Annotated in this window: 23 protein-coding genes; 19 read left to right on the forward strand and 4 right to left on the reverse strand. The window is 28.0% G+C overall.

The features are described from left to right. Nucleotides 1-127 precede the first annotated feature (127 nt). From ACH5TW_RS09870 to ACH5TW_RS09930, 13 genes are all read left to right on the forward strand, one after another. The gene (locus ACH5TW_RS09870; protein WP_439336333.1) at nt 128-1,057 is read left to right on the forward strand and encodes an NAD-dependent epimerase/dehydratase family protein; all 930 of its coding nucleotides are present in this window, start codon (nt 128-130) and stop codon (nt 1,055-1,057) included. 65 nt (nt 1,058-1,122) lie between these two features. Next, nucleotides 1,123-2,388: a lipopolysaccharide biosynthesis protein gene (locus ACH5TW_RS09875; protein WP_439336334.1), complete on the forward strand. Its 1,266-nt coding sequence runs from the start codon at nt 1,123-1,125 to the stop codon at nt 2,386-2,388. Then, nucleotides 2,389-3,435 (forward strand): polysialyltransferase family glycosyltransferase, encoded by a 1,047-nt coding sequence (locus tag ACH5TW_RS09880; RefSeq protein ID WP_439336335.1) that lies wholly within the window; start codon nt 2,389-2,391, stop codon nt 3,433-3,435. 355 nt (nt 3,436-3,790) lie between these two features. After that, complete coding sequence (locus ACH5TW_RS09885; RefSeq protein WP_439336336.1) at nt 3,791-4,615, forward strand: O-antigen ligase family protein; 825 nt, start codon at nt 3,791-3,793, stop codon at nt 4,613-4,615. Then, nucleotides 4,608-5,300, forward strand: coding sequence for an acyltransferase (locus ACH5TW_RS09890; protein ID WP_439336337.1), 693 nt, complete (start codon nt 4,608-4,610; stop codon nt 5,298-5,300). The genes ACH5TW_RS09885 and ACH5TW_RS09890 overlap by 8 nt, the downstream gene beginning before the upstream one ends. A 31-nt stretch (nt 5,301-5,331) precedes the next feature. Continuing rightward, entirely contained in the window at nt 5,332-6,429 is a 1,098-nt protein-coding gene (locus ACH5TW_RS09895) for a glycosyltransferase (protein ID WP_439336338.1), read from the forward strand. A 7-nt stretch (nt 6,430-6,436) separates the two neighbouring features. After that, a complete protein-coding gene (locus ACH5TW_RS09900; RefSeq protein WP_439336339.1) occupies nt 6,437-7,534 on the forward strand; it encodes a DUF1972 domain-containing protein in 1,098 nt (365 codons plus the stop codon). Beyond that, nucleotides 7,512-8,738: an O-antigen ligase family protein gene (locus ACH5TW_RS09905; protein WP_439336340.1), complete on the forward strand. Its 1,227-nt coding sequence runs from the start codon at nt 7,512-7,514 to the stop codon at nt 8,736-8,738. Before ACH5TW_RS09900 ends, ACH5TW_RS09905 begins: the two co-directional genes overlap by 23 nt. Nucleotides 8,739-8,903: 165 nt before the next feature. Beyond that, complete coding sequence (locus ACH5TW_RS09910; protein WP_439336341.1) at nt 8,904-10,247, forward strand: exopolysaccharide biosynthesis polyprenyl glycosylphosphotransferase; 1,344 nt, start codon at nt 8,904-8,906, stop codon at nt 10,245-10,247. Between the two features lie 17 nt (nt 10,248-10,264). Then, complete coding sequence (locus ACH5TW_RS09915; protein WP_439336342.1) at nt 10,265-11,566, forward strand: UDP-glucose dehydrogenase family protein; 1,302 nt, start codon at nt 10,265-10,267, stop codon at nt 11,564-11,566. 3 nt (nt 11,567-11,569) lie between these two features. After that, a complete protein-coding gene (locus ACH5TW_RS09920; protein ID WP_439336343.1) occupies nt 11,570-12,556 on the forward strand; it encodes a UDP-glucuronic acid decarboxylase family protein in 987 nt (328 codons plus the stop codon). A gap of 6 nt (nt 12,557-12,562) precedes the next feature. Beyond that, complete coding sequence (locus ACH5TW_RS09925) at nt 12,563-13,975, forward strand: exopolysaccharide biosynthesis polyprenyl glycosylphosphotransferase (RefSeq protein ID WP_439336344.1); 1,413 nt, start codon at nt 12,563-12,565, stop codon at nt 13,973-13,975. A gap of 3 nt (nt 13,976-13,978) precedes the next feature. Beyond that, the gene (locus ACH5TW_RS09930) at nt 13,979-14,761 is read left to right on the forward strand and encodes a glycosyltransferase family 2 protein (protein WP_439336345.1); all 783 of its coding nucleotides are present in this window, start codon (nt 13,979-13,981) and stop codon (nt 14,759-14,761) included. Here ACH5TW_RS09930 and ACH5TW_RS09935 read toward each other — a convergent pair. Beyond that, on the reverse strand, nt 14,745-16,052 hold the full coding sequence (locus ACH5TW_RS09935) for a phenylacetate--CoA ligase family protein (protein ID WP_439336346.1): 1,308 nt from the start codon (nt 16,050-16,052) through the stop codon (nt 14,745-14,747). The genes ACH5TW_RS09930 and ACH5TW_RS09935 overlap by 17 nt on opposite strands. A 131-nt stretch (nt 16,053-16,183) precedes the next feature. Between ACH5TW_RS09935 and purD the strand changes: the two genes are divergently transcribed. Next, nucleotides 16,184-17,455 carry a phosphoribosylamine--glycine ligase gene (purD, locus tag ACH5TW_RS09940; protein ID WP_439336347.1) on the forward strand — a complete coding sequence of 424 codons (1,272 nt, stop codon included), beginning with the start codon at nt 16,184-16,186 and terminating at the stop codon, nt 17,453-17,455. Here purD and ACH5TW_RS09945 read toward each other — a convergent pair. Beyond that, nucleotides 17,450-17,677 (reverse strand): DUF6341 family protein, encoded by a 228-nt coding sequence (locus ACH5TW_RS09945; RefSeq protein WP_439336348.1) that lies wholly within the window; start codon nt 17,675-17,677, stop codon nt 17,450-17,452. The genes purD and ACH5TW_RS09945 overlap by 6 nt on opposite strands. Before the next feature lie 72 nt (nt 17,678-17,749). Between ACH5TW_RS09945 and ACH5TW_RS09950 the strand changes: the two genes are divergently transcribed. Continuing rightward, entirely contained in the window at nt 17,750-18,673 is a 924-nt protein-coding gene (locus ACH5TW_RS09950) for a DUF6427 family protein (protein WP_439336349.1), read from the forward strand. On the opposite strand, the gene upp is transcribed toward ACH5TW_RS09950, so the two are convergent. Continuing rightward, the gene (upp, locus tag ACH5TW_RS09955) at nt 18,662-19,321 is read right to left on the reverse strand and encodes a uracil phosphoribosyltransferase (protein WP_439336350.1); all 660 of its coding nucleotides are present in this window, start codon (nt 19,319-19,321) and stop codon (nt 18,662-18,664) included. The genes ACH5TW_RS09950 and upp overlap by 12 nt on opposite strands. A gap of 74 nt (nt 19,322-19,395) precedes the next feature. Here upp and ACH5TW_RS09960 point away from each other — a divergent pair, with 74 nt between their 5' ends. Together ACH5TW_RS09960 and ACH5TW_RS09965 are read left to right on the forward strand one after the other, a co-directional pair. After that, on the forward strand, nt 19,396-20,001 hold the full coding sequence (locus ACH5TW_RS09960) for a DUF4254 domain-containing protein (RefSeq protein ID WP_439336351.1): 606 nt from the start codon (nt 19,396-19,398) through the stop codon (nt 19,999-20,001). A gap of 62 nt (nt 20,002-20,063) precedes the next feature. Then, nucleotides 20,064-21,083: a glycosyltransferase family 9 protein gene (locus ACH5TW_RS09965; protein WP_439336352.1), complete on the forward strand. Its 1,020-nt coding sequence runs from the start codon at nt 20,064-20,066 to the stop codon at nt 21,081-21,083. Between the two features lie 55 nt (nt 21,084-21,138). On the opposite strand, the gene ACH5TW_RS09970 is transcribed toward ACH5TW_RS09965, so the two are convergent. Beyond that, nucleotides 21,139-22,194, reverse strand: coding sequence for a 2Fe-2S iron-sulfur cluster-binding protein (locus ACH5TW_RS09970; protein WP_439336353.1), 1,056 nt, complete (start codon nt 22,192-22,194; stop codon nt 21,139-21,141). A 104-nt stretch (nt 22,195-22,298) separates the two neighbouring features. Between ACH5TW_RS09970 and ACH5TW_RS09975 the strand changes: the two genes are divergently transcribed. Both ACH5TW_RS09975 and ACH5TW_RS09980 read left to right on the forward strand, forming a co-directional pair. Beyond that, the gene (locus tag ACH5TW_RS09975) at nt 22,299-23,777 is read left to right on the forward strand and encodes a DUF5687 family protein (protein ID WP_439336354.1); all 1,479 of its coding nucleotides are present in this window, start codon (nt 22,299-22,301) and stop codon (nt 23,775-23,777) included. Nucleotides 23,778-23,788: 11 nt separating this feature from the next. Next, nucleotides 23,789-24,484 (forward strand): ABC transporter ATP-binding protein, encoded by a 696-nt coding sequence (locus ACH5TW_RS09980; protein ID WP_439336355.1) that lies wholly within the window; start codon nt 23,789-23,791, stop codon nt 24,482-24,484. Nucleotides 24,485-24,583 lie beyond the last annotated feature (99 nt).

Consider the following 24,583-nt stretch of genomic DNA (forward strand, 5'->3'; position numbering starts at 1 on the left):
TTCATAGGGTCAAATGGTTTTTAAGATTATTTGATTTTAAAAATAACTGTAAACCAGTTAATAATATTAAATTTACCATTATTATGCATGTTGTTAAAATTCAATTATTTAGTATCAATTTATTCTTATGAAAGTAATATTAGTGACAGGGGCTGCAGGTTTTATTGGATCTGCAATAGCGAAAGTTTTATTAGATATGCATAATAAGGTTGTTACAGTGGATAATTTATCTACAGGTAATAAAGAATGTATTCCAATAGGTTGTGAGTTTATTGAGGGCGATATTTATGATATTAAAATAATTGAAAAATTAGAAAAATATTCATTTGATTTAATAATTCATATGGCTGGGCAAAGTTCTGGAGAAGTTAGTTTTGAAGACCCAGTTTACGATCTTCAAACAAATACACAATCTACAATAATGCTATTAAATATAGCCTTAAAAACTGGGTGCAAGGAGTTTATTTATGCGAGTTCTATGTCTGTTTATGGAGATCATGATAATCCATTTGTAAATGAGAAATCTTCTACAACACCAAAATCATTTTATGCTGTAGGAAAACTGTCTAGCGAGCAATATATGAGAATCTATAGTTCTTATGGAATTAAAACAACTGCATTAAGGTTTTTTAATGTTTACGGTGTTGGACAAAACCTTGATAATTTAAAGCAAGGTATGGCTAGTATATTTCTTGCTCAAGCACTAACGGATAAACATATTTTTGTTAAAGGATCTAAACATCGGTTTAGAGATTTTGTTTATATAGATGATGTAGTTAAATCTGTTATGTTATCCATCGAAAGAGAAAAAGGAGAGTTATTTGAGGCATATAATGTATGTAATGGCGAAAAGGTAACTGTAGAATCATTAATTGAACATATTAAATCTAACTTACCTTATTCAGTTACTACTGAATATGGCGACGGAACTCCAGGAGATCAAAATGGAATTTTTGGAGATTTTTCAAAGATTAATAAACACTTGGGCTGGAAAGGTACTGTTAAGTTTAATGAAGGTATTAAAGAGATGGTTAACTGGAGTAGGAATAAGAAGTAAATATCATATTAATTAATGTGATATAATTTTGTTAAATTTTTTAATTTAAAGAGTAGTAGTTTAAAATGTCCGAAAAATTATTCAAAACTGCTTCAATTTATATTGTAGTTGAATTTTTAAATAAATCAGTACCTTTTATTTTACTACCCATTTTAACTAGGTATTTAACACCTAGTGAATATGGGTTATTATCCTTGTTTACTGTATATATATATGTCTTAGTAATATTATGTTCTCTTGGATTATCATCTTCAATTAGTGTTAATTATCATCAACTTCATAAAAGCTCTATTAGCATTTATAATAGCACCTCATTTATAATAATTTTACTTACATGGGGAATATTACTATTAATAACAGTCTTTTTTGAAAAGGTTTTAGTTGAATTAACTGGAATACCATTCTTTTGGCTTATTATGGCCTACCCTATTGTATTGACAACTATTTACTTTTTAAATTACATGAATTTATTGCAAATGAAAATGAAACCAATGAGGTTTTCATTTTTTCAATTAACTAAATCTTTTTTAGAAGGGGGGCTTTCAGTAGTTTTTGTTGTTATCTTATTAAGATCATGGGTTGGAAGATTGGAAGCGATGCTTATAGTTTCAATAATTTTCTTTTTTGTAATTATATACTTTATGGTTAAAGACAAACTGCTGCCAAAGAGAATATGTTTTTCAAAAAAATATGCAAAAGATGGTTTGTCTTTTGGCTTACCATTAGTGCCTCATCAAATAAGTTATTGGGTTAAAACAGGTTTAGATAGGTATCTGATTGCTTTTTTACTAACCCAACAAGCAGTAGGAATATATTCGGCTGGTTATCAAGTAGGGTTTTCAATTTTTATTTTGGTTTCTGCTGTAAATCAAGCAATGATACCTTATTTGTATGAAAAATTGAAAAATAAAGATGAAATAGATAAGTATAAATTAGTGAGTCTTACTTATAAGTATTTTTTAGTATTAATAGTTTTAGGTATTTTGATGTCTACATTTATACCCAAAATATTGACACTTTTTTTAGGAAAGAATTATGCTGAAGCAACTGAAATAATACCATATCTTGTTTTTTCTGCGGTAATTCATGGGATGTATTTAATGGTTTTAAACTATATTTTTTACTTTAAAGAATCTAAAAAATTAGCTCTTATTACTTTCAGTACGGGTTTAATACATGTTTTTTTGAGTTATCAATTTATAAAATTATATGGTATACAAGGTGCAGCAATAGCTTCACTTTTTTCATATATCATTACGTTTCTATTAACTTGGAGATTAAGTAATAAAGTTTTTCCACTTCCATGGTTTGATAGTTTTAAAATAAAATAAATGAAATATATTTTTGTAATTAATAATCCAATAACAGAGTTAATAACCGAAAAAGTTATTAACTCTGATAATAATAAATTTAATAAAAAAAATACGGTTCTTTTTTCTTATAGAGATTATAAGAGTAAGCTAGGTTTTAAAATAGTTAGAATTCCAATTCTCAAAAAAAAAATATTTTTTTTTAGTACTTGGTTGGATATTTATAAAGTAAATAAAACTATTAATTCAATAAATGATGAATATACAGTATTTTTGCCTACAACAGGTTTTGAGACATTTCAATTTTTAATTAATCATAAAAATTGTAACTTTTATTGTTATTTAGAGGAAGGATTAGCTAGTTATTATTCAGTAAGCGAAAAGAATAAAACTCACAGTAATTTTATAAATAGGCATTCTAATTTTTTTCTAAATAAAATAAAAAGAGTTTATCATTTGTTAAATTTTGGAACGATAATAGTACCATATTCAGATTTTTTCGATGTATCTAATTCAAAATACGAAGCATCATATTGTTTTTCAAATCATTGTTTTGGAGAGCATCCAAATAAGATAGTATTAAATATTTCATTTAATAAAAATGAAACTTTAAGTAATTTTGAAACCATATTAGTTTTAGAGTCGTTTGTGGAAACAGGAGTGTTAAAAAAACAGTTGTATTTATCCTTATTGGAATGGTTGTTTAATTATTTAGCAAGAAAAGAAAAAAACATAATTTATTATAAATTTCATCCAGATCAAATAAAATCAGGAGTGTCTAAACGAATTATTTTAAATTTATTTGATAAATTCAAAAAAAATGAAGGAATAAACTTTGTTGAAATCAATCAATCAATTAAATTAGAAGATATAGCTTTTAATAGTATGGCATCTGAGTTTTACATGGTTTCAAGTAGTGTTGCTATTTATGCTAATATTTGTGGAAGAAAATCATATTCACTATATAATCAAGTTATAAATTTACAACCAGGAGAAAATTTTAAGAATTACACAAATACAATACCTTCAGAATACTTTAATATAGTTAATTTAATAGATGAAAATTAGAGATAAAATTTTAGCAATAATTTTTTTTGGTATTAATATATTTGGACTTCCATCTCCATTATTATACACAAACTTTATTTCGATTTTTTTCATTAAAAAATTACTTAAAACAAAGTATTTTATTTTTTCCTGCTCTTTTGTTTTTACTCTTTTAATATATTTTGCTATACATTTTTATTATGGAGTAGAAATGAATTCTTACCTAAATAGTTTAGCTGTATATATACTGGTATTTATAAATGTTTTATTGGCTCACAACTATATAAAGTATTTAGGTAATAGGATAAGTTTATTATTTGATTTTGTTGCTAAAGCAAATTTTATTTTTTTTTTAATTTCAGCTCTATTTTTATTTTTGGATTTTTCAAAATCTACATGGAGATATTATAATTATTCAGATTTAAGTAATCAAAGTGCAGGAATACCAAGGTTTAAAGGGTTTCTTTATGAGCCTTCTTATTATGCTCTTATGTTTTCACCTTTATTATTATATTACTTTTATAAGTTTATTTTTGTAGAAAAAAGTTATAAAACTTTCGGCAACCTTTTATTTGTTGCAATTCCTATTATTTTTACTTGGTCATTTGGTGTTCTTCTTGGAATATTGCTTGCAATAATAATTTTTGTAATTTATTATTCTATAAAATATTTTAAGATTAATATTTACTTCTTCATAGTATTTTCTTTGCTTCCTATTGGGGTTATACTATTACTTATCTTTAATACTGAAATCTCACATAGAATTGTAATGAATTTTAAAGGTGATGATCTTTCCACCAAAGGAAGAACATCTAACGCTTTTGAAATTGCAAATTATTTAATACATGGAAAAAGCCCATTTTTTGGAATAGGGTTAGGACAGATAAAAGTTTTTGGACAAGAGTATATTCAAAATTACTATGGATATCAAAAGTGGTTTAGGGTTTCAATTCCAAATGCTTTTGCTGAAACCTTGGCAATATTTGGATATACTGGAGCTTTCATACGTTTGTTTATTCAACTTTTTTTGTTTTTTTACAAAAAATGCTACAATAATATGTTTAGTTTTACATTGTTTGCTTTTATTTTTATTTATCAATTTACGGGTAGTTTTATCACTTCTACACTTGAGTATATTATTTGGCTTATGGCATTTATGAATTTATTTCCAGAATTTAATATTTCTAAAAGGTATGCGTAGATCTATAAATAAATTAATCTCTAAAATTAAGGGAGAAAAATATATTATAAGCGATGATATTCCATTGAAATATTTAATCTCTATTATGTATAGAAGATTACTTATGCTAATAAGAGGCTCTTTTACTAGCTGCAAAAAACAAGGTTATTTTTTCAGAGGTTCTAAAGTGAAAATGTATTGTAAATCGAATATTCAAATAGGAAAAGGAGTTTCAATTGATAGGGGTAGTTATCTTGATGCGTTATCAACTGATGGTATTATAATAGGAGACAATAGCTCAATGGGTAAATATACTGTTATTGAATGTAGTGGATCAATAAAAGATATTGGAAAGGGTCTTTTTGTTGGTAACAACGTTAGTTTAGGAGCAAATGGTTTTTTTGGTTGTGCTGGAGGAATTAGCGTTGGAGATAATTCAATAATGGGAAACTTTGTAAGTTTTCACTCTGAAAACCATATTTTTTCATCAAGAAAAACACCTATAAGAACTCAAGGAGTTAATAGAGAAGGTATAGTTATAGGGAAAGACTGTTGGATAGGAGCTAAAGTCACGATATTAGATGGTGCAGTTATAGAAGATGGTTGTATTATTGCGGCTGGAGCCTTATTAACAAATGGAAAATACGAAGCTTATGGCATTTATGGAGGAATCCCTGCTAAATTAATAAAATTTAGAAAAGAATAATTTTTTATTTAACAGGAAAATAAGATAATTTATGAGGATTTTAATGGTAAGTAGAGCAACGCTATTCTTGCAACCAGGAGGGGATACGATACAAATAACAAAAACAGCCGCATATATAAATAAATTCAAAGGTGTATCAGTAGATGTAAAAACAGTTAATGATAGCATAGATTATTCTAATTATGATTTATTACACCTTTTTAATATATGTAGGCCATCAGATTTGTTAGGAGTAATAAATAAATCAAAATTGCCTTATGTGATATCAACTATATTTGTTGATTTTTCAGAAGTTGAGAAAAACCATTTTCAAAAATCTAGGCTTCTTTTAAGTAAGTTATTTAGTCTTAATCAAATGGAATATATAAAAGCCATTGGACGATTTTTAAAGAAACAAGAAAAGATAACAGATTACAAATACTTTATTTTTGGTCATAAAAAATCAGTGAAATGGATAATTAAAAACGCAGAATTACTTTTGCCAAATTCTGAAAGTGAATATAATCGACTATATAAATCTTACGGACTAAAACAAAAATATTATGTTATACCCAATGGTATAGATATTTCAGTTTTTAAATATGATGATTCAAATAATTCTAAATATAATAAATTTAAAAACAGTATTATTTCTGTAGGTCAAATAACCCCAGTAAAAAACCATTTAAACCTAATACAGGCATTAAATAATACTAAGTACAATGTTTATATTATAGGAGCCCCTACTTTAAACGCAACTAAATATTATAATAAATGTCTTGAGACAGCTTCTGACAACATTCATTTTATACCGAAATTGAAACAAGAAGAGTTATCTATAATTTATACTAAGGCAAAAGTACACGTTTTAGCAAGTTGGTTTGAAACAACAGGCTTGGTCTCTTTGGAGGCAGCATATTTAGGATGTAATATAGTTATTACTAACAGAGGCGATCAAATGGAGTATTTTGAAGATTATGCTTTTTATTGTAATCCAAAAGATATTAGCTCTATTAGATTAGCTGTAGATAGAGCATATTCTGCTAAAACAAATATAGAATATAGGGAAAAGATTTTGGCTGAGTATAATTGGGATATTACAGCTCAAAAAACAATAAAAGCATACAAAGAAGTATTAAAAGTTAGTTAATTAAAATATGAAAATAGCTATATTAGGAACAAGAGGAATTCCAAATCATTATTCTGGGTTTGAACAGTTTGCTGAATTTTTTTCAGTATTTCTTGCCGAAGCAGGGCATGATGTTTGGGTTTATAATTCTCATAATCATCTTTATCAAGAGAAAATATTTCATGGTGTAAATATTATTCATCAATTTGATCCTGAATATAAATTAGGGACATTTGGTCAATTTATATATGACTTAAATTGTATTATAGACTCTCGTAAAAGAAATTTTGATATAATACTTCAGTTAGGCTATACTAGTAATACTATTTGGCATTGGTTATTACCTAAAAAACCTGTAATTATTAGTAATATGGATGGTTTAGAATGGAAACGCTCAAAATATTCACCATTAGTTAGAAGGTTTTTGAAATATGCAGAAAGATTAGCTGTAAAAACAAGTGATTTTTTAGTTTCAGATTCTATCGGAATTCAGAATTATATTTTAAAAGAGTATAACTCAAAGTCTGAATTTATTGCATATGGTGCAGAGTTATTTAAAACACCAAATGAAGAAATTTTAAAGTTATATGATGTTGAGAAGTACAATTATAATATGCTTGTAGCGAGGTTTGAACCAGAAAATAATTTAGAAATTATTTTAGATGGCGTCGCTTTAAGTGACGATAAAACTATATTTTTAGTTGTTGGTAGACATGATGCTAATAAGTTTGGTAGACACTTAAAGAACAAATTTAAAAATTGTAAGAATATTAAATTTATGGGAGGGATTTTTAATTTAGAGCACTTAAATAATTTGAGATATTATTCTAAGTTATATTTCCATGGTCATTCTGTAGGAGGTACTAATCCTTCTTTATTAGAAGCTATGGCATCAAAAGCTTTAATTATTGCCCATAATAATGAATTTTCAAAATCAATTTTAAATGATAATGCTTTTTATTTTGAAAACAAAGAGGACGTTAAAGATTTTATTGAAACTGTTGATAAAAATCAGAACAGAAATAAAATTGATAATTGTTATTCAAAAATCGATAATGAATATAGATGGGAAGTAATAAATAAAAAATATTTAAACTTTTTTAATGAATGTATTAAACAGAATTAAAGACTTTATAAATACACAAGAATTTTTAGCGTATTTAATTTCTTTAGTCTTATCTACGTTGTTTTTAGGGTATGTAATAAATAGTGTTGCACTTTTTGTTTTTATAATTTTCTCGTTACGCCATTTTATAATATACAGGAGTAAAATTAAATTCGACTTTACACTTTATTTACCAATACTTATATATTTATTGTTTTTTTTTACTTATTTCTGGTCAGTCAATCAAAATCAAACAAAAACTGGACTTGAAAGAACAATTGCTCTTTTTTTAGTTCCTTTAACTTTTATTATTATTCCTAAATTTTCTATTAAAAATTTCAAAATAGTTCTTAAATTTTTTACTATTACAAATACTATATTAGGACTTTTCTTTTTAATTACAGCTGTTTTTAACTATTTTAATACAAAATCTATCAGTGCTTTTTCTTACCATGAATTGGTAAGTGTATTAGATTTAAATGCTATATATGTATCGGTAGCATTTTCAATAAGTTTATTCTATTTATTATCCGATAAGAAAAGTGGGCGCATAAACAAAGCAATGATTTTATTGTTTATAGCGCTTTTGTTTTTATTGTCTTCTAAAACAATGGTGTTAATTTTAGTTGTTGGTTTAATTGTTTATTTTTCTTTAAACAAAATAAAAAAAATTAAAAAATACAAATTGATTTTAATAACAATAATTACTTTTTTATTTTTAGGAATAAGTTGTATTTCTATTAGTAAAAGGTTTTTATTTGAAAAAGAAACCAAGTTTAGTGAGGTTTTAAATAAGGAGAAGTTTGGAAAGGTTTATTTATGGACAGGTAGTTCTATTCGGATATTACAATTAAGAATTTTAAAAGAGCAAGTTAAAGAAGAATCTATTTTTTGGAAAGGATTCGGATTATTTGCCTCCCGAGATAATATTAAAAAAAGGCATCTATTATTTAATACATATCCAGAATTCCATGATTATAATTATCATAATCAATATGCTCAGATTTTTTCTGAAACTGGAATATTTGGACTCATATTATTAATTTTTATGTTAATTTATTCTTTAGTTAAAGCGTTCAAAACAAAGAGATTTTTATTTTTGATGTTTTTTATCACTATTAGTTTAATTTTTTTAACGGAGTCCTTTTTATGGAGACAGAAAGGTCTTTATTTATTTATAATGTTATATTGTTTGATAAATAGGGTTAAACTTGAATCAAAATAATGTTCAAGATTTTAAATCTATTTATCAAACAATATAATTCTAAAAATTAGAACTCGAAGTCTTTTAAAGGCAAATTAATCGATCAATTTTCATGTATTCTGTTGACTATAGATGTGTTTTTTTTATTAAAATTAGCATATATTTGTAACCAATTTTATTTGTTAAATGAAAAGTAAAAAAGGGTATTCTGAATTAATAAGGCCATTATTATATGTTTTAGATTTATTTATAATATCTTTTTTTACTTATTTTCTTCTTACAAAAGAAATATATGATTTACTGTTTTTTGTCGTTTTTTGGATAGTTCTTTCAATAATTTTTTCATTTTACAGTGTTTATAGGTTTACAAAAATCACTGAGGTAATATCATTATTATTAAAACAGGTTTTTGTTTTTGTTTTGTTAGTTTTTTCATATTTATATATAAAAAAATCAGTTATAGAGTCTGTTAATGTAATTGAATTTTTTATAATCCTTTTCTTTGTATTAATTTTTTGGAGAGCATTTTTACATTTTATTTTTAAGAAATACAGAGTAATTACGGGAAGTAATTATAAACAAGTTGTCATAATAGGTTCAAATGAATCAACAAGAAAGCTTAAATACTTTTTTAATAATCAACCTGGGTATGGTTATAAGTTTATGGGTTTTTTTACAAATGAAGTTAATGATAATAAAATAGGATCAATTATAGAAAGCTTTAATTTTATTATAAAAAACAAAATTGATGAAGTTTATTGTTCAGTTAAAGATTTAACTAATGAAGAAATAAAAGAGTTTATCAATTTCTGTGATATCAATTTAAAAAGTTTAAAATTTATTCCTGATACAGAAGAGTTATTCAGTAAAAATTTGCGTCTCAATTATTATGATATTACACCTATACTTTCATTAAGAGAAATTCCTTTAGATGTTCCAATAAAAAGCATAACAAAACGTGTTTTTGATATTATATTTTCTTTAATAATTATTTTCTTTGTTCTTTCATGGTTAATACCTGTTTTAGGATTAATAATAATTTTGGAAAGCAAAGGGCCTATTTTTTTTAGGCAAAATAGACCAGGAATAAAAGAAGAAGGATTTGGTTGTTATAAGTTTCGTTCTATGACATTAAATTCAAGATCTGAAGATTCAGCAACAAGAAATGATTCTAGAATTACAAAAGTTGGTAAATTTATTAGAAGAACAAGTATAGATGAACTTCCTCAGTTTTTTAATGTTCTTTTTGGTTCTATGTCCGTTGTTGGTCCAAGACCTCATTTATGGAGGCAAAATGAAATGTATGGAACAAAAATACCAAAATATATGGTACGCCATTTTGTTAAACCAGGAGTAACTGGGTTAGCTCAAGTCAGAGGATATAGAGGAGAAATTGAAACAAAAGAAGATATCGTGAATAGAACTAAATATGATATTTTCTATATTGAAAATTGGTCTTTGTTGATGGATTTTAATATTATAATTCAAACCGTGGCAAACATATTTAAAGGAGAAGAAAAAGCATATTAAAAAATATAAAACAAAAAATGAAAGTAGCGGTAATAGGAACAGGATATGTTGGATTGGTAACAGGTACTTGTTTAGCAGAAACTGGGAATGACGTATTATGTATAGATAATAACAAGGAAAAGGTTGCCAAAATGAAGCTAGGAGAGCTGCCTATTTATGAGCCACATTTAGATGTCCTTTTTCATAGAAACATAAAAGCAAATAGATTACATTTTTCAACATCTCTAGAAGAGGGCTTAGAACATGGAGAGATTATATTTTTAGCATTACCCACACCAGAAGGTGAAGATGGATCTGCTGATTTATCATATGTGTTAGGTTGTGCTGCAGATATTGGTAAATTGTTAAAAAGTTATAAAGTTATAGTTGATAAAAGTACTGTTCCTGTAGGAACAGCAGAAAAAGTAACAAAGACTATTTCTAATCAAACAAATATTGAATTTGATGTAGTTTCTAATCCAGAATTTCTTAGAGAGGGTTATGCTGTAGATGATTTTTTAAAGCCCGAACGTATAGTTATAGGTTCAAGTTCTCAAAAAGCAATTGAATTAATGGAAAAATTGTACAAACCATTTGTTAGGTCAGGAAATCCTATAATTGTTATGGATGAAAAGTCAGCAGAACTTACTAAATATGCTGCTAATTCATTTTTAGCAACTAAAATTACTTTTATGAATGAAATAGCCAATTTTTGTGAAAAAGTAGGAGCTAATGTAGATAAAGTAAGAGTTGGTATGGGTACTGATTCTAGAATTGGCAAACGGTTTTTATTTCCTGGAATAGGTTATGGCGGATCATGTTTTCCAAAAGATGTAAAAGCATTATATAATTCAGGAAAAGATGTTGGATATAAATTTGATATATTAGAAGCTGTTATTAATGTTAATGAAGTTCAGAAAAAAATTCTTATCCCAAGAATAGAATCTCATTTTAGTTTTGATTTAAAAGGAAAAACCTTTGCTATTTGGGGATTAGCTTTTAAACCAGAAACAGATGATATTAGAGAAGCTCCAGCGTTATACATTATAGAAGAATTATTAAGTAAAGGAGCAAATATTCAGGTTTTTGACCCTGAAGCAATGCTAAATGTTAAACGTAAATTTGGAGATAATATAAAGTATGCGTTGAATAAAAACGAGGCTACAATTGATGCAGATGCTTTAATAATTTGTACAGAATGGAGTCTTTTTAGAACCCCAGATTTTAATACATTAAAAAATAATTTAAAACAACCTGTAATTTTTGATGGGAGGAATTTATATGACTTAGAAGAAATGCAAAAGGAAGGATTTTATTATAGTTCAATTGGAAGAGAATAATATATGAAAAGAGTTTTAATTACAGGTGCAGCAGGATTTTTAGGATCACATTTATGCGATCGCTTTATCAAAGAAAATTATCATGTTATTGGCATGGATAATTACATTACAGGAGACAAAAAAAACATTAGTCATTTAAAAGATCATCCTAACTTTGATTTTATAGAGCATGATGTTTGCGAGTTTATATCGATTGATGGCGAATTAGATTATATATTACATTTTGCATCTCCAGCAAGCCCAATAGATTATTTGAAAATCCCAATTCAAACTTTAAAGGTAGGGTCTTTAGGAACACATAATTTATTAGGGTTGGCAAGAGCAAAAAAGGCGAGAATGCTAATTGCTTCAACATCAGAAATATATGGAGACCCTTTAGTGCATCCGCAAACAGAGGATTATTATGGAAATGTAAATACAATTGGGCCTCGTGGTGTTTACGATGAAGCTAAGCGTTTTCAAGAGTCTATTACTATGGCTTATCATAGATTTCATGGGGTTGAAACGCGTATTGTTCGAATTTTTAATACTTATGGACCAAGAATGCGACTTAATGATGGGCGTGTTATTCCTGCTTTTATGGGGCAGGCTCTTAGAGGTGAAGATTTAACGGTTTTTGGAGATGGATCTCAAACAAGATCGTTTTGTTATGTTGATGATGAAGTTGATGGGATATATAGATTACTTTTAAGTGATTATCCTGAACCAGTAAACATTGGAAACCCTCATGAAATAACTATTAGCGATTTTGCTGAAGAAATAATAAAATTAACAGGAACAACTCAAAAGGTAATTTATAAAGATCTACCTGTTAATGATCCTATGCAAAGACAACCAGATATTTCTTTAGCAAAAAAACTTTTAAATTGGGAACCAAAAGTTTCTAGAGCAGAAGGAATGAAAATTACCTTTGATTATTTTAAAAGTTTAACAGAAGAAGAGTTATATAAAAGTGAGCATAAAGACTTTTCGGGATATATAAACAAATAAATATTTATGGAATATATACGAGGAAGGTATTCATGGCTTTTAAGACCGGGATTGATTCTTTGTGACATATTCATTATAAATATTTTTGCCTATTTTTTATTAAATTTTAACGATCAAGAATTATATTTTTTCTCGTCAAAAGCCTATAACAATAAGTATTTACTGTATCTTATTTACTCAGTATTATTATGGCTCTTATCAACCTTTATTTTAAAATTTTATAATGTATACAGGTATACTTCTTCTTTAAGTATAATATATCTTTTACTAAAACAGTTTTTTGTTTTTTCCATAATTGTTTTTGCTTTTCAAGGAGTTTTTAGAAGTATAAATGTTTCTGCATTAATAACTTTTAAATATTTAATATATTCTTTCTTAGCTATAGGAGTAATTAAGCTGATAAGCTTTTATGTTTTAAAAGTATTTCGATTATATTTAAAAGGTAATATAAGAAACGTTGTTATTATTGGTAAAGGAGAAAATGTTAAAGACCTTCAAAGAATGTTTAAGCAGAAAAAAGGTCTTGGCTATAATTTAATAGCTACTTTTAGTAATTCTGAAAAAGATAGTGTCAATGGAAGAAGTATAAAGGAAAGTTTTGAATTCCTTAAAAATAATTTAACGGTTGACGAAATATATTGTGCCATTGACGAATTAACGGAAAAACAAGTTAATGAGTATGTGAAATACGCAAACATAAACCATTGTAACATAAAGTTTGTTCCAAATTCAACGAAACTTTTTAATAAAAGGCTTCATACAGATTATTATAATTATCTTCCTGTTTTATCAATTCAAGAAGTTTCTTTAAATAACAATTTTAATAAGCTAATAAAGAGGGTTTTTGATGTTTTATTTTCATTAATTATTATAGTATTTATACTTTCTTGGCTTTCAATAATTATATTTATTTTACTTAAAATTGAATCTAAAGGGCCATTATTTTACAGGCACAAAAGAAATGGAATAAATTATAAAGAGTTTTATTGTTTTAAATATAGGTCGTTAAATATCACTAAGGAGGTTGGAGGAACTTATGTTAAACAAAACGATGAGCGTCTAACAAAGATTGGTAAGTTTTTGCGTAAAACTAGTTTAGATGAACTACCACAATTTATTAATGTTTTAAAAGGGGAGATGAGCGTTGTAGGACCAAGACCTCATATGCCATCATACACAGATGCGTATTCAAAAAAAATAGATAAGTTTAATTTTATTTTTAGACATGGAGTTAAGCCAGGGATCACTGGTTTGGCTCAAATAAAAGGTTATAGAGGAGAAGTAGAAGAAGATAATGATATTATAAATCGCATTAAATATGATATTTTTTACATAGAAAACTGGTCGTTATTACTAGATTTAAAAATTATTTTTTTAACTACTATAAATATTTTAATTGGAGAAGAAAAAGCATATTAAAAGATGTTGAAACCCTTGGTGTCTATCATAACGCCCATGTTTAATTCTGAAGCTTTTATTTCAGAAACAATAAATAGCGTTTTAAAGCAAACCTATAAAAATTGGGAGTTACTACTAATCGATGATAATTCACAAGATAAAACGCTCTCAATCGTTCAAGAATATATTAAAAACTATCCTCAAATAAAGCTTCTTAAAAACGACACAAATCAAGGTGCAGCTATATCAAGAAATAAAGGAATCGATTTTGCAAAAGGCGATTATATTGCTTTTTTAGATGCAGACGATTTATGGAAACCAGAAAAGCTAGAATCCCAAATCAAATTTATGCAAACTGAAAATTGCGATGTTTGTTATTCTAGTTATGAATTAATAAAAGAAAACGGAGAATTTTTAAACAAAAAAGTAAAAGCATTACCTCATTTATCATATAACAAGCTTTTAAAAAGTAATTACATTGGTAATTTAACAGGAATATATAATGCAAAGGTATTAGGTAAAATAAAGACACCAGATTTGCGCAAACGACAAGATTGGTTGTTATGGTTAGCCGCAATTAAAAAGTCTGGTAAAAAAGCTCTGAGCATTCAGGAGTCTTTGGCTTATTATCGTGTTCGAGAAAACTCAATGTCTTCTAACAAATTGAATTTAGTAAAATATAATTATTGGGTTTATAAAAAAGGCTTGGGGTTTTCTACATTAAAATCTGTCTATTGTATGTTTGTGTTTTTAATAGAGCATTTCTTTGTAAAATCGAAACAAACAATTTCTATAAATAAGATTTAAACTGTTTCAGCTTACCACTTTTTGAGCGTTCTAAAAGTTGTTTTCTTTCAAAAAGAACAATTAAGTTAGGTTCTAAATATTTAGAAACAGCACTTTTTATATTATTAAAATTTTCTTCAGAAAGATTAGTGTGGCTTGTATAGCTAATTTTAAACGTATCAAGTTTAAGTTGTTCTATAATAAATTCTTTTACATTACCATCATCTTCAATTATAGTTTTTGTGACATAATAAAAAGTTAATCCCGCAGCTTTTTTTCCACTAGGTAAAACTACAATGTCATTGGTTCTGCCAATTAACTTTTCAAGGATGGGTTTTTCAGGAGTACTTAATTTCGATAAAGTGCCAATATCACCTAAGTCGTATCTAATAAACGGGTGTGCTTTATTGTAAAGGGATGTTATAACTATACGGCCTTCTTCGCCGTAAGGCAAAACATTGTTGTTTTCATCTAGAATTTCAACAAATAAGTCTTCGTTGTTAATGAGCCATTCCTTTTTTTTGTTTTGAAAAGCAATTAAACCTAATTCGGCAGCGCCATATTCGTTAATAATAGGGATTTCTAGTTGGTTTTCTAAAAGTGTTTTATCTTCTTCAAAAAGCATTTCAGAAGTTACAATACAAGCTTTAAGCGACGGACAAACAGTTTTAAGAACAACATTTTTGTGTTCTAAATATTTTGCAAATTGAACAATAGAGCTTGTGTAACCATTAATATAATCGAAACGAGTTGATTTAAATTTTTTTAAATTTTTTTCAAGTTGTTTGTCACTTAAATCGAATACCGAAAATCGAAAACGCTTGCTTAAAACATCTTTAAAACGCTCTTTATAATAGCTTGTTTTGTTTAATGGAATACCGTAAAATCGTGCTTGTTTAGAGGTGTTAAAATCTAAATTAAACCAATTATATTTATCAATAAAACCAGCCCAAGTTAAGGCGTGACAAAATTTGTCTTTAGCAAAAATAAATGGGTCTCCAGATGAACCAGATGTTTTATTTGTATAAACATTTTTTGTTGTAAAATTGTCTGAAAGTCTTTGTTGTAAAGGTTGTTGTAAATCGCGTTTGGCCATTACCGGAATACTATTCCAATCTTGTGTATTTATGTCTTTAGCAAAAGCTTTATAAAACGGATTATGTTTTAAATGATATGAAACAATCTCTAGCTTTTTTGTTTCAATATAAGCAGTATAATATGTTTCCTTTTTATTTTGAATAGTTTTCAAAAAACGTTTGGCTTCATCTATAGGGAAGCCTTTTAGTTTTAAGGAAAAATCGAACAAATTCAAAGTAAATTATAATTTTTGTAAAGTAAATAAAAAATATTCGTGAATTGGTGGCATTAATTTTATTTTTGCAATCGTATAAAACGATAATTTGTCATTCCCATTAAGATGGGAATCTAATAAAAATAATCAAAATGAATATTTTAATTCTTGGTTCTGGCGGAAGAGAACATACTTTTGCTTGGAAAATTGCTCAAAGTCCATTATCTAATCAATTATTTGTTGCACCTGGAAACTCAGGAACTGCAGAAGTAGCAACCAATGTAAATATTGGTGTAACCGATTTTGATGCTATAAAAACATTAGTTTTAAAAGAAAGCATTGATATGGTTGTGGTTGGTCCAGAAGATCCTTTAGTGCAAGGTGTTCACGATTATTTTTTAAATGATGATGCTATAAAGCATGTGTCTGTTATTGGACCAGAAAAGGCCGCTGCTGAATTAGAAGGAAGTAAAGAATTTGCTAAAGAATTTTTATACCGTCATAATATTCCAACTGCAGCCTATGAGAGTTTTACGAAAGAAACTGTTGAAAAAGGATATGCTTTTTTAGAAACATTACAAGCGCCTTATGTTTTAAAAGCAGATGGATTAGCAGCAGGAAAAGGTGTTGTTATTTTAAATGATTTAGAGGAAGCTAAAGCCGAATTAAAAAGCATGTTGGTTGATGCTAAGTTTGGTGCAGCAAGTACCAAAGTAGTCATTGAAGAGTTTTTAGATGGTATTGAATTAAGCTGTTTTGTATTAACTGATGGTGAAAACTATAAAATTTTACCAACAGCTAAAGATTATAAACGTATTGGTGAAGGTGATACAGGATTAAATACTGGTGGTATGGGAGCTGTTTCTCCAGTGCCTTTTGCTACCGATGAATTTTTAAATAAAATAGAAGAGCGCATTGTAAAACCAACTATTAACGGTTTTAAAAAGGATAACTTACCATATGTAGGTTTTGTGTTTATCGGACTTATAAAAGTAGGAGACGACCCTAAAGTTATTGAGTATAATGTGAGAATGGGAGATCCTGAAACAGAGGTTGTTTTACCAAGGCTTAAAAATGATTTTGTTGAAATTCTACAAGCTATGGCTAATGGAACGTTAGACAAAATTAATATTGAAATTGATAAGCGTGCAGCAACAACCATCATGTTAGTATCTGGAGGTTATCCTGAAGCTTATGAAAAAGGAAAAGAAATTATTGGTATTGATGCCATTGAAGATTCTATCCCTTTTCATGCAGGCGCGCAATTACAAGATGGTAAAGTGGTAACTTCTGGAGGGCGTGTTATGGCTATAACATCATACGGAGATACGTATCAAGAGGCCATAAAAAAATCTTACCAAAATATAGAAAAACTACATTTTGATAAGATGAATTATCGTAAAGATATTGGATTCGATTTATAAAAATGAATGAGAAGAAATACTTTTGTCTTCTTCGTTATTATCACTAAATATTTTTAGTTGTAGCATCCAGTAAACCATAGCTACAAATCCGATAATGATGAAAATCCATGACAATGTATTTGCTGCAAACCAGTTTTCTAACTCTAATGCTCTTAAAGCATCTAAAGGTGAAAAAAGTACATTAACAAATAAATCTTGGATAGCGTAAAAGAAATCTTTCATGTGTTTGATATATTATTTTCTAACTGATTAGATAGTTAGTATATTTACGAGGCAAAAATACAAAAACAGTTAATGATTACAAGTATTTTTAGTAAATCTAGGCCAATAAATTTTATCATTGTATTTTTTATTGCGCTTATTGCTTTTTTTACAGCAAGAATAGGGCTTGTAAATACGCCAATATCAATGCTGTTTGTTTTTAAACACCTTGTCTTATTTGGTGTTTGTTATATTTCTATTTTACTACTTAATTTTATTGTTAGTAAGAATAACTTAACGAATAAGAACAACTACGAAATTCTTTTGTTTAGTCTGTTTTTGTTAACTATTACGGAGACTACAAATAATGTGAATATTATTTTGTCTAACTTTTTTATCATGTTAGGCTTGCGTAGAATAATAAGTTTACGTTCTCAAATTAATGTTAAAAAGAAGCTGTTTGACGCCGCTTTTTGGATTGCCATTGCTGCATTATTTTATTTTTGGGCCATTTTGTTTTTTGTTTTAATTCTTATTTCATTGATATTATATTCTGAAACTAAAATAAACCATTGGTTTATTCCTTTTACAGGAGTATTAACTGTTTTCTTAGTAATAACAGCGACTTCTATTATTTTTAATGATAGTTTTTTTAGTCTATTTAAAAGTTTACCAGAGGTGAGTTATGATTTAAGTAGTTATAATTCACCACAATATTTAGTTGCTATCACATTGCTTTTGTCTTTCGGTATTTGGTCTTCTATATTTTATATAAAGAGCATTAAACAAAAAATGAAAGCCTTTCGAGCGTCTTTTAACACCATTCTCTTTGCTGGTTTAATTGCGTTAGTAATTATAATATTAGTACCTAAAAAAGATGGCAGCGAATTTTTATTTGCGTTTGCACCATTATCAATAATTATTACAAATTATATTGAGGTTATTGAAGAAAAATGGTTTAAAGAAGTGTTTCTTTCTGTTTTAATTTTAGTGCCTTTTGTTTTGTTATTTCTGTAGTTTTTCTCCAAAAGCTAAATCACCTGCATCGCCAAGCCCTGGTATAATGTAACCTTTATCATTAAGCTTTTCGTCAATAGCAGCAATCCATAAATGCGTGTTATTATCAAAGTGTTTTTCAATAAAATCAATGCCTTTTTGTGCTCCTATAACGCTAACGAGGTGAATCTCTTTTGGTGTTCCAAAAGGCTTTAAAGCTTCAAACGTGGCAACCATAGATTGTCCGGTAGCCAACATGGGGTCTGCTAGAATAAGTGTTTTGTTTTCTAAATTGGGGCAGGCTAAATATTCTACAATAATTTCAAAACTTTCTGGATTCTGTTTATGGTGCCTGTAAGCAGAAATAAAAGCATTTTCGGCAGTATCAAAATAGTTGAGCAAACCGTTATGAAGCGGAACTCCTGCTCTTAAAATAGAACATAAAACAATCTCATCATCTATTAAATTAATGTCGGAATTACCTAATGGTGTTTCAACAGTGTTGATTTTGTAATTTAATGTTTTGCTCATTTCATAACCTAAAATTTCACCTATACGCTCAATATTTCTTCTGAACCGCATACTGTCTTTTTGGATTATTACGTTTCTAATTTCAGAAATAAAAGTATTTAAAACGGAGTTTTTTTCAGAAATATTATGAATATTCATAGTGTCTATATTGAGTTTTTACAGTAGTAAAGTTAATTAAATAGACTTATATTTACGCTTTAAAATAATACATTATGTTTACAAGTAAAGCCAACAAAATATTTCAAGACGTTATTGAAAAATACCATATTATTAATACGGTTGATCAGCCTTTTGAAAATCCATATTCTAAAACCGATTTATTAGAACATTTATTATATAGAAAATGTTGGATAGATACAGTGCAATGGCATTATGAAGATATTATTCGCGATCCACAAATAGATCCTGTTGCTGCTTTAACATTAAAGCGCCAAATAGATGCTTCTAATCAAGATAGAACAGATATGGTAGAATATATTGATAGTTATTTTCTTGAGCAATATAAAAATGTAACGGCTAAAGAAGGAGCTACAATTAATACAGAAAGTCCTGCTTGGGGTGTTGATAGATTATCAATTTTGGCATTGAAAGTATATCATATGAATGAAGAGGCAACTCGTGAAGATGCTTCTGAATCTCATAAAGCTGCTTGCCAAAAAAAATTAGATATTTTATTAGAACAACGTGTTGATTTGTCTACTGCTATTGATACACTTTTAAGTGATATTGAAAAAGGTGATAAATACATGAAAGTGTATAAGCAAATGAAAATGTATAATGACGATGAGCTTAATCCTGTTCTACGAGAGCAGAAATAATTACTCAGTTATAAACTGAATTTTATTTTGGCTAGAACTATGATATTTATAGTTAAAAATTGATGTCAAAACCAAAAAAACACATTCTAGTTATTCGTCTTTCAGCAATGGGGGATGTAGCTATGATGGTGCCTGTTTTAAGCGCGTTAAACCAAAAATATCCAGATTTAAAAATTACTGTTTTAACGCGTGCTTTTTTTACTCCGTTTTTTAGAGATTTACCAAACGTTTCAGTTTTTCCTGCTGAGGTTAAAGGGAATCATAAAGGTGTTTTTGGGCTCTATAAACTTTCAAAAGAGCTTAGAAAACAAAAAATTGATGCAGTTGCCGATTTACACAATGTATTAAGAAGCAATATTTTAAAGTGCTTTTTAATTGGGAAAAAAATGGTTCAAATAGATAAAGGTCGCGCTGAAAAAAAAGCGTTGGTTTCAGGTGAAAATTTTCAGCAATTAAAAACAACACATCAACGCTACGCAGATGTGTTTGAAGCCTTAGGTTATCCTATCGATTTAAAGAGTCCATTATTTATAGAACCTAAAAAATTAAACTCAAAATGCATTAATCTTCTAGGTAAAAATGAGGGTAAACGTATTGGTATTGCTCCTTTTACAGCCCATGAAGGAAAAATGTATCCCTTAGATTTGATGAGAGATGTTATTGTAACACTTTCGAAAAACAATCAAATTATTTTATTTGGAGGCGGTAAAAAAGAAATTGACATTCTAAATAATTTTGAAAACGATTTTAGCAATGTTGTTACTGTTGCTGGAAAGCTTTCTTTAGATGAAGAGTTAGATGTTATTTCTAATTTAGATGTTATGCTTTCTATGGATTCTGGCAATGCGCATTTAGCAGCTATGTTGGGAGTAAAAGTAGTGACTGTTTGGGGTGTTACGCATCCGTATGCTGGTTTTGCTCCTTTTAATCAGCCCGAAGAATATGCGTTATTACCTGATAGAAATCAATACCCTAAAATACCAACATCTATTTATGGTAATAAATACCCAGAAGGCTACGAAAAAGCTTCAGGAAGCATTATTCCTAAAACTATTATAGATAAAATTGAAGCAATATTATAGTGTCGCTTGTCATTAATTTTCAATCAATAAGATTTCTGCTTACACAGGAATGACATTACACATCATCAAAATCAACAGTAAGAGTTGGTGTTGTAGGATGTGCTTGACAAGTAAGAATTAAACCTTCAGCAACTTCATTTTCTGTTAAAATATTATTTTGACGCATAGTAGCTTCGCCTTCAGTAATACGTGCTAAACAACTGCTACAAATACCACCTTGGCAAGAATAAGGTGCATCAACATCTTCGTCTAAAGCCGCTTCAAGTATGGTTTGTTTTTGTGCCATTTCAAAAGTTGTCGTTTCATCATCAACAGTAATCGTAATTTTTGTGTTACCGGTTGCTGTTATTTCTTCTTCAACTTCGGCGGGTTTGGCAGCTTTAAAAAGTTCAAAATGAATACGTTCTTCATCAATACCATGATCTGTTAATACATCTTTTACAGTATGTATCATTGCTTCTGGTCCGCAAAGATAAAAAGCATCTACTTCAATATGTTTGTATTCGTTTTTTACGACGTAATTAACGGTGCTTTTTTCAATACGTCCAAAAATAGCATTGTCTTCATCCTTTTGACTAAATACAAATTGAACAGAAAATCTATCTTTATATTGGTGCTGAAGTTCTAAAATTTCATTTAAAAACATAGTGTCTTCAGTCGTTTTGTTACCGTAAACTAAAATGACTTTGCTATTTACTTCTTCTTCTAAAGCACATTTTATAATGCTTAAAACAGGTGTAATACCACTACCAGCAGCAAAAGCTGCTATATTTTTAGTTTTAGAATCGTTTGGTGTAAAAACAAAACGCCCTTTTGGAGGTGCTACTTCTAAAACATCACCAACTTTTAAAGAGTTGTTAGCGTAAGATGAAAAAGTGCCATCTGTTACTTCTTTTACAGCCACCTTTAAATCGCCACTTTTTGGAGAAGAACAAAGAGAGTAATCTCGCCTTACTTCATGGCCATCAATTTCAGTTTTTAAAGTAATGTACTGTCCTGCTTTAAAAGCAAAAGCATCTTTTAAATTTTCTGTAAGATTAAACGTAATACTAATAGCTTTATTAGTTTCTCTTTTTATATCTTTAATCGATAGTTTGTGAAATGATGACATATGAAAAATTTTTACAAAAATAGTGAAGTAGATTTGTAAAATTAAATTTTGGATGTAACAATTAAACTAAAAAGAATACTAACACATAGAATTAAATATATAACATGATTAAACAATTTTTAAGTTTAGAGTGGAAAGCTTTTTTTAGGTCTGCAAGTTTTGGGAAAAGTCTAGGTGTAAAAATACTAATGGGCTTTTTTGCACTTTATTTTATGGTTATGTTTTTATCTATGGGTTTTTTTATGGATAAAATTTTAAATGAATTTTATCCTAATTTAGATCCGCTTGTAGCTTTTAGTAGTTTCATTTTCTTTTGGATTTTAGGAGATTTAATGATTCGGTTTTTTTTCCAAAAACTTCCAGTTATGAGTGTTATGCCCTTGCTTACACTTCCTGTAAAACGGAAACGGATTGTTAATTATGTTTTAGGAAAATCGGTGATGTCATTTATTAATTTCTTGCCATTATTTGCAGTTGTTCCTTTTTGTATTAAACTCATTTCTGGTGGTTATAACTCAACAACTGTTTTAGTTTGGTTTGTAACTATTATAATTTTAATCTTAATTAATAACTTTCTTAATTTTATTATTGAAAGTAAATCTGCGGAAACGGAACTATCAATTTTACCAATTATCCTTATAGTAGGAGGTCTTTATGCTTTGAATTATTTTCAAATTATATCAATTTCTGAAGCTCTTTCTAAAGGAATTATATCAATTTCTGAAAACCCTTTATTCATATTAGTGCCAATTACAATATTGATATTGTTTTATGCTTATAATTTTAAGATTTTAAAACAAAAACTTTTTTTAGATAGCGGATTAAAAACAAAAATAAAAGAGGTTAATACATCAAACTTAGATTGGACAAAAAACTTTGGAGACATTGCACCTTTTATGCAATTAGATTTAAAATTGATTTGGCGTAATAAACGAACTAAGTCTTCTGTTTTTATGCTAGCAATAGGCTTGCTTTATGGCTTGTTTTTCTACCCGCAACCTACTTATCAAAATATGCCATGGTTTTTCGTTTTTATAGGTGTTTTTTCAACAGGTATTTTTTTAATCAATTTTGGACAGTTTATTCCGGCCTGGGACAGCGGTTATTATAAGCTGCTTATGAGTCAGAATATTAAATATGAGCAATATTTGAATTCAAAATTCACTTTAATGGCATTAAGTGTTGTTATTTTATTTGTACTTGGTATTCCCTACGTTTATTTTGGATGGAAAATTTTATTAGCACATTTTGCGGCAGCAATTTATAATATAGGTGTTAATTCGCATGTTATGTTGTATGGTGGTTCTTTTAATAGGAAAAAGATTGATTTAGGTCAAAAGGCAGCGTTTAATTATCAGGGCACAGGAGCAGTACAGTGGCTTATAGGTATACCATTGTTATTAGTACCAATGGGATTATTTGCATTGTTTTACTTTTTAATTAGTTTCGAAATAGCCTGCTTAGTATTGGCAATCCTAGGTGTTATAGGCATTATATTTCATCAAAAATTGATGAAAATAATTACAGCTAAATATTTAGAATCAAAGTATAAAATGATTGATGCATTCGATCAAGATAATTAATAAATATAATTATGATAACAACATCAAACCTTTCAAAAAAATATAATAGTAATTTAGTTTTAAATATAGAATCATTAGAAATCCCAAAAGGGCAAAGTTTTGGTTTAGTAGGGAATAATGGCGCTGGAAAAACAACTTATTTTAGTTTGTTACTAGATTTAATTCAGCCAACAACAGGGTTTATTAATAATAATGATGTACAAGTAGATAAAAGTGAAGACTGGAAACCCTTTACATCTGCTTTTATAGATGAAAGTTTTTTAATAGGTTATTTAACTGCCGAAGAATATTTTTATTTTATTGGTGAATTGCGCGGACAAAATAAAGCCGATGTAGATACATTGGTAGCTCAATTTGAAGACTTTTTCCATGGAGAAGTTTTAGGTCAAAAAAAGTATTTACGCGACTTAAGTAAAGGAAATCAGAAAAAAGCAGGTATTGTAGCTGCTTTAATTGGTAACCCTGAAGTCATTATTTTAGATGAACCTTTTGCTAATTTAGATCCTACAACTCAAATTCGTTTAAAAGGAATTATTAAAGATTTAGCCCAAAAACAAGGTATTACTGTTTTAATTTCTAGTCACGATTTAATGCATGTTACAGATGTATGCGAGCGTATTGTAGTGCTTGAAAAAGGCGAAATAGTAAAAGACTTAGAAACAAGTGAAGCTACTTTAAAAGAATTGGAGTTGCATTTTGCAAGCTAGCAGTTTTTTTAAAAGGAACTTTATTTTATAGCTAAATCCAAAAAGATGCTTATTTTTACGTCTATATATAATAATAGCAAGAGTTTATAGTTATTATTT

This window comes from Thalassobellus sediminis, assembly GCF_044386045.1.
GTDB lineage: Bacteria > Bacteroidota > Bacteroidia > Flavobacteriales > Flavobacteriaceae > Thalassobellus > Thalassobellus sediminis.

Excerpts from the sequence above, each read along its gene's own strand:
- ACH5TW_RS09870 (WP_439336333.1), top strand. The coding sequence starts at position 128 with ATGAAAGTAATATTAGTGACAGGGGCTGCAGGTTTTATTGGATCTGCA.
- ACH5TW_RS09875 (WP_439336334.1), top strand. The coding sequence starts at position 1,123 with ATGTCCGAAAAATTATTCAAAACTGCTTCAATTTATATTGTAGTTGAA.
- ACH5TW_RS09880 (WP_439336335.1), top strand. The coding sequence starts at position 2,389 with ATGAAATATATTTTTGTAATTAATAATCCAATAACAGAGTTAATAACC.
- ACH5TW_RS09890 (WP_439336337.1), top strand. The coding sequence starts at position 4,608 with ATGCGTAGATCTATAAATAAATTAATCTCTAAAATTAAGGGAGAAAAA.
- ACH5TW_RS09895 (WP_439336338.1), top strand. The coding sequence starts at position 5,332 with ATGAGGATTTTAATGGTAAGTAGAGCAACGCTATTCTTGCAACCAGGA.
- ACH5TW_RS09900 (WP_439336339.1), top strand. The coding sequence starts at position 6,437 with ATGAAAATAGCTATATTAGGAACAAGAGGAATTCCAAATCATTATTCT.
- ACH5TW_RS09905 (WP_439336340.1), top strand. The coding sequence starts at position 7,512 with ATGAATGTATTAAACAGAATTAAAGACTTTATAAATACACAAGAATTT.
- ACH5TW_RS09910 (WP_439336341.1), top strand. The coding sequence starts at position 8,904 with ATGAAAAGTAAAAAAGGGTATTCTGAATTAATAAGGCCATTATTATAT.
- ACH5TW_RS09915 (WP_439336342.1), top strand. The coding sequence starts at position 10,265 with ATGAAAGTAGCGGTAATAGGAACAGGATATGTTGGATTGGTAACAGGT.
- ACH5TW_RS09920 (WP_439336343.1), top strand. The coding sequence starts at position 11,570 with ATGAAAAGAGTTTTAATTACAGGTGCAGCAGGATTTTTAGGATCACAT.
- ACH5TW_RS09925 (WP_439336344.1), top strand. The coding sequence starts at position 12,563 with ATGGAATATATACGAGGAAGGTATTCATGGCTTTTAAGACCGGGATTG.
- ACH5TW_RS09930 (WP_439336345.1), top strand. The coding sequence starts at position 13,979 with ATGTTGAAACCCTTGGTGTCTATCATAACGCCCATGTTTAATTCTGAA.
- purD (WP_439336347.1), top strand. The coding sequence starts at position 16,184 with ATGAATATTTTAATTCTTGGTTCTGGCGGAAGAGAACATACTTTTGCT.
- ACH5TW_RS09945 (WP_439336348.1), bottom strand. The coding sequence starts at position 17,677 with ATGAAAGATTTCTTTTACGCTATCCAAGATTTATTTGTTAATGTACTT.
- ACH5TW_RS09950 (WP_439336349.1), top strand. The coding sequence starts at position 17,750 with ATGATTACAAGTATTTTTAGTAAATCTAGGCCAATAAATTTTATCATT.
- upp (WP_439336350.1), bottom strand. The coding sequence starts at position 19,321 with ATGAATATTCATAATATTTCTGAAAAAAACTCCGTTTTAAATACTTTT.
- ACH5TW_RS09960 (WP_439336351.1), top strand. The coding sequence starts at position 19,396 with ATGTTTACAAGTAAAGCCAACAAAATATTTCAAGACGTTATTGAAAAA.
- ACH5TW_RS09965 (WP_439336352.1), top strand. The coding sequence starts at position 20,064 with ATGTCAAAACCAAAAAAACACATTCTAGTTATTCGTCTTTCAGCAATG.
- ACH5TW_RS09970 (WP_439336353.1), bottom strand. The coding sequence starts at position 22,194 with ATGTCATCATTTCACAAACTATCGATTAAAGATATAAAAAGAGAAACT.
- ACH5TW_RS09975 (WP_439336354.1), top strand. The coding sequence starts at position 22,299 with ATGATTAAACAATTTTTAAGTTTAGAGTGGAAAGCTTTTTTTAGGTCT.
- ACH5TW_RS09980 (WP_439336355.1), top strand. The coding sequence starts at position 23,789 with ATGATAACAACATCAAACCTTTCAAAAAAATATAATAGTAATTTAGTT.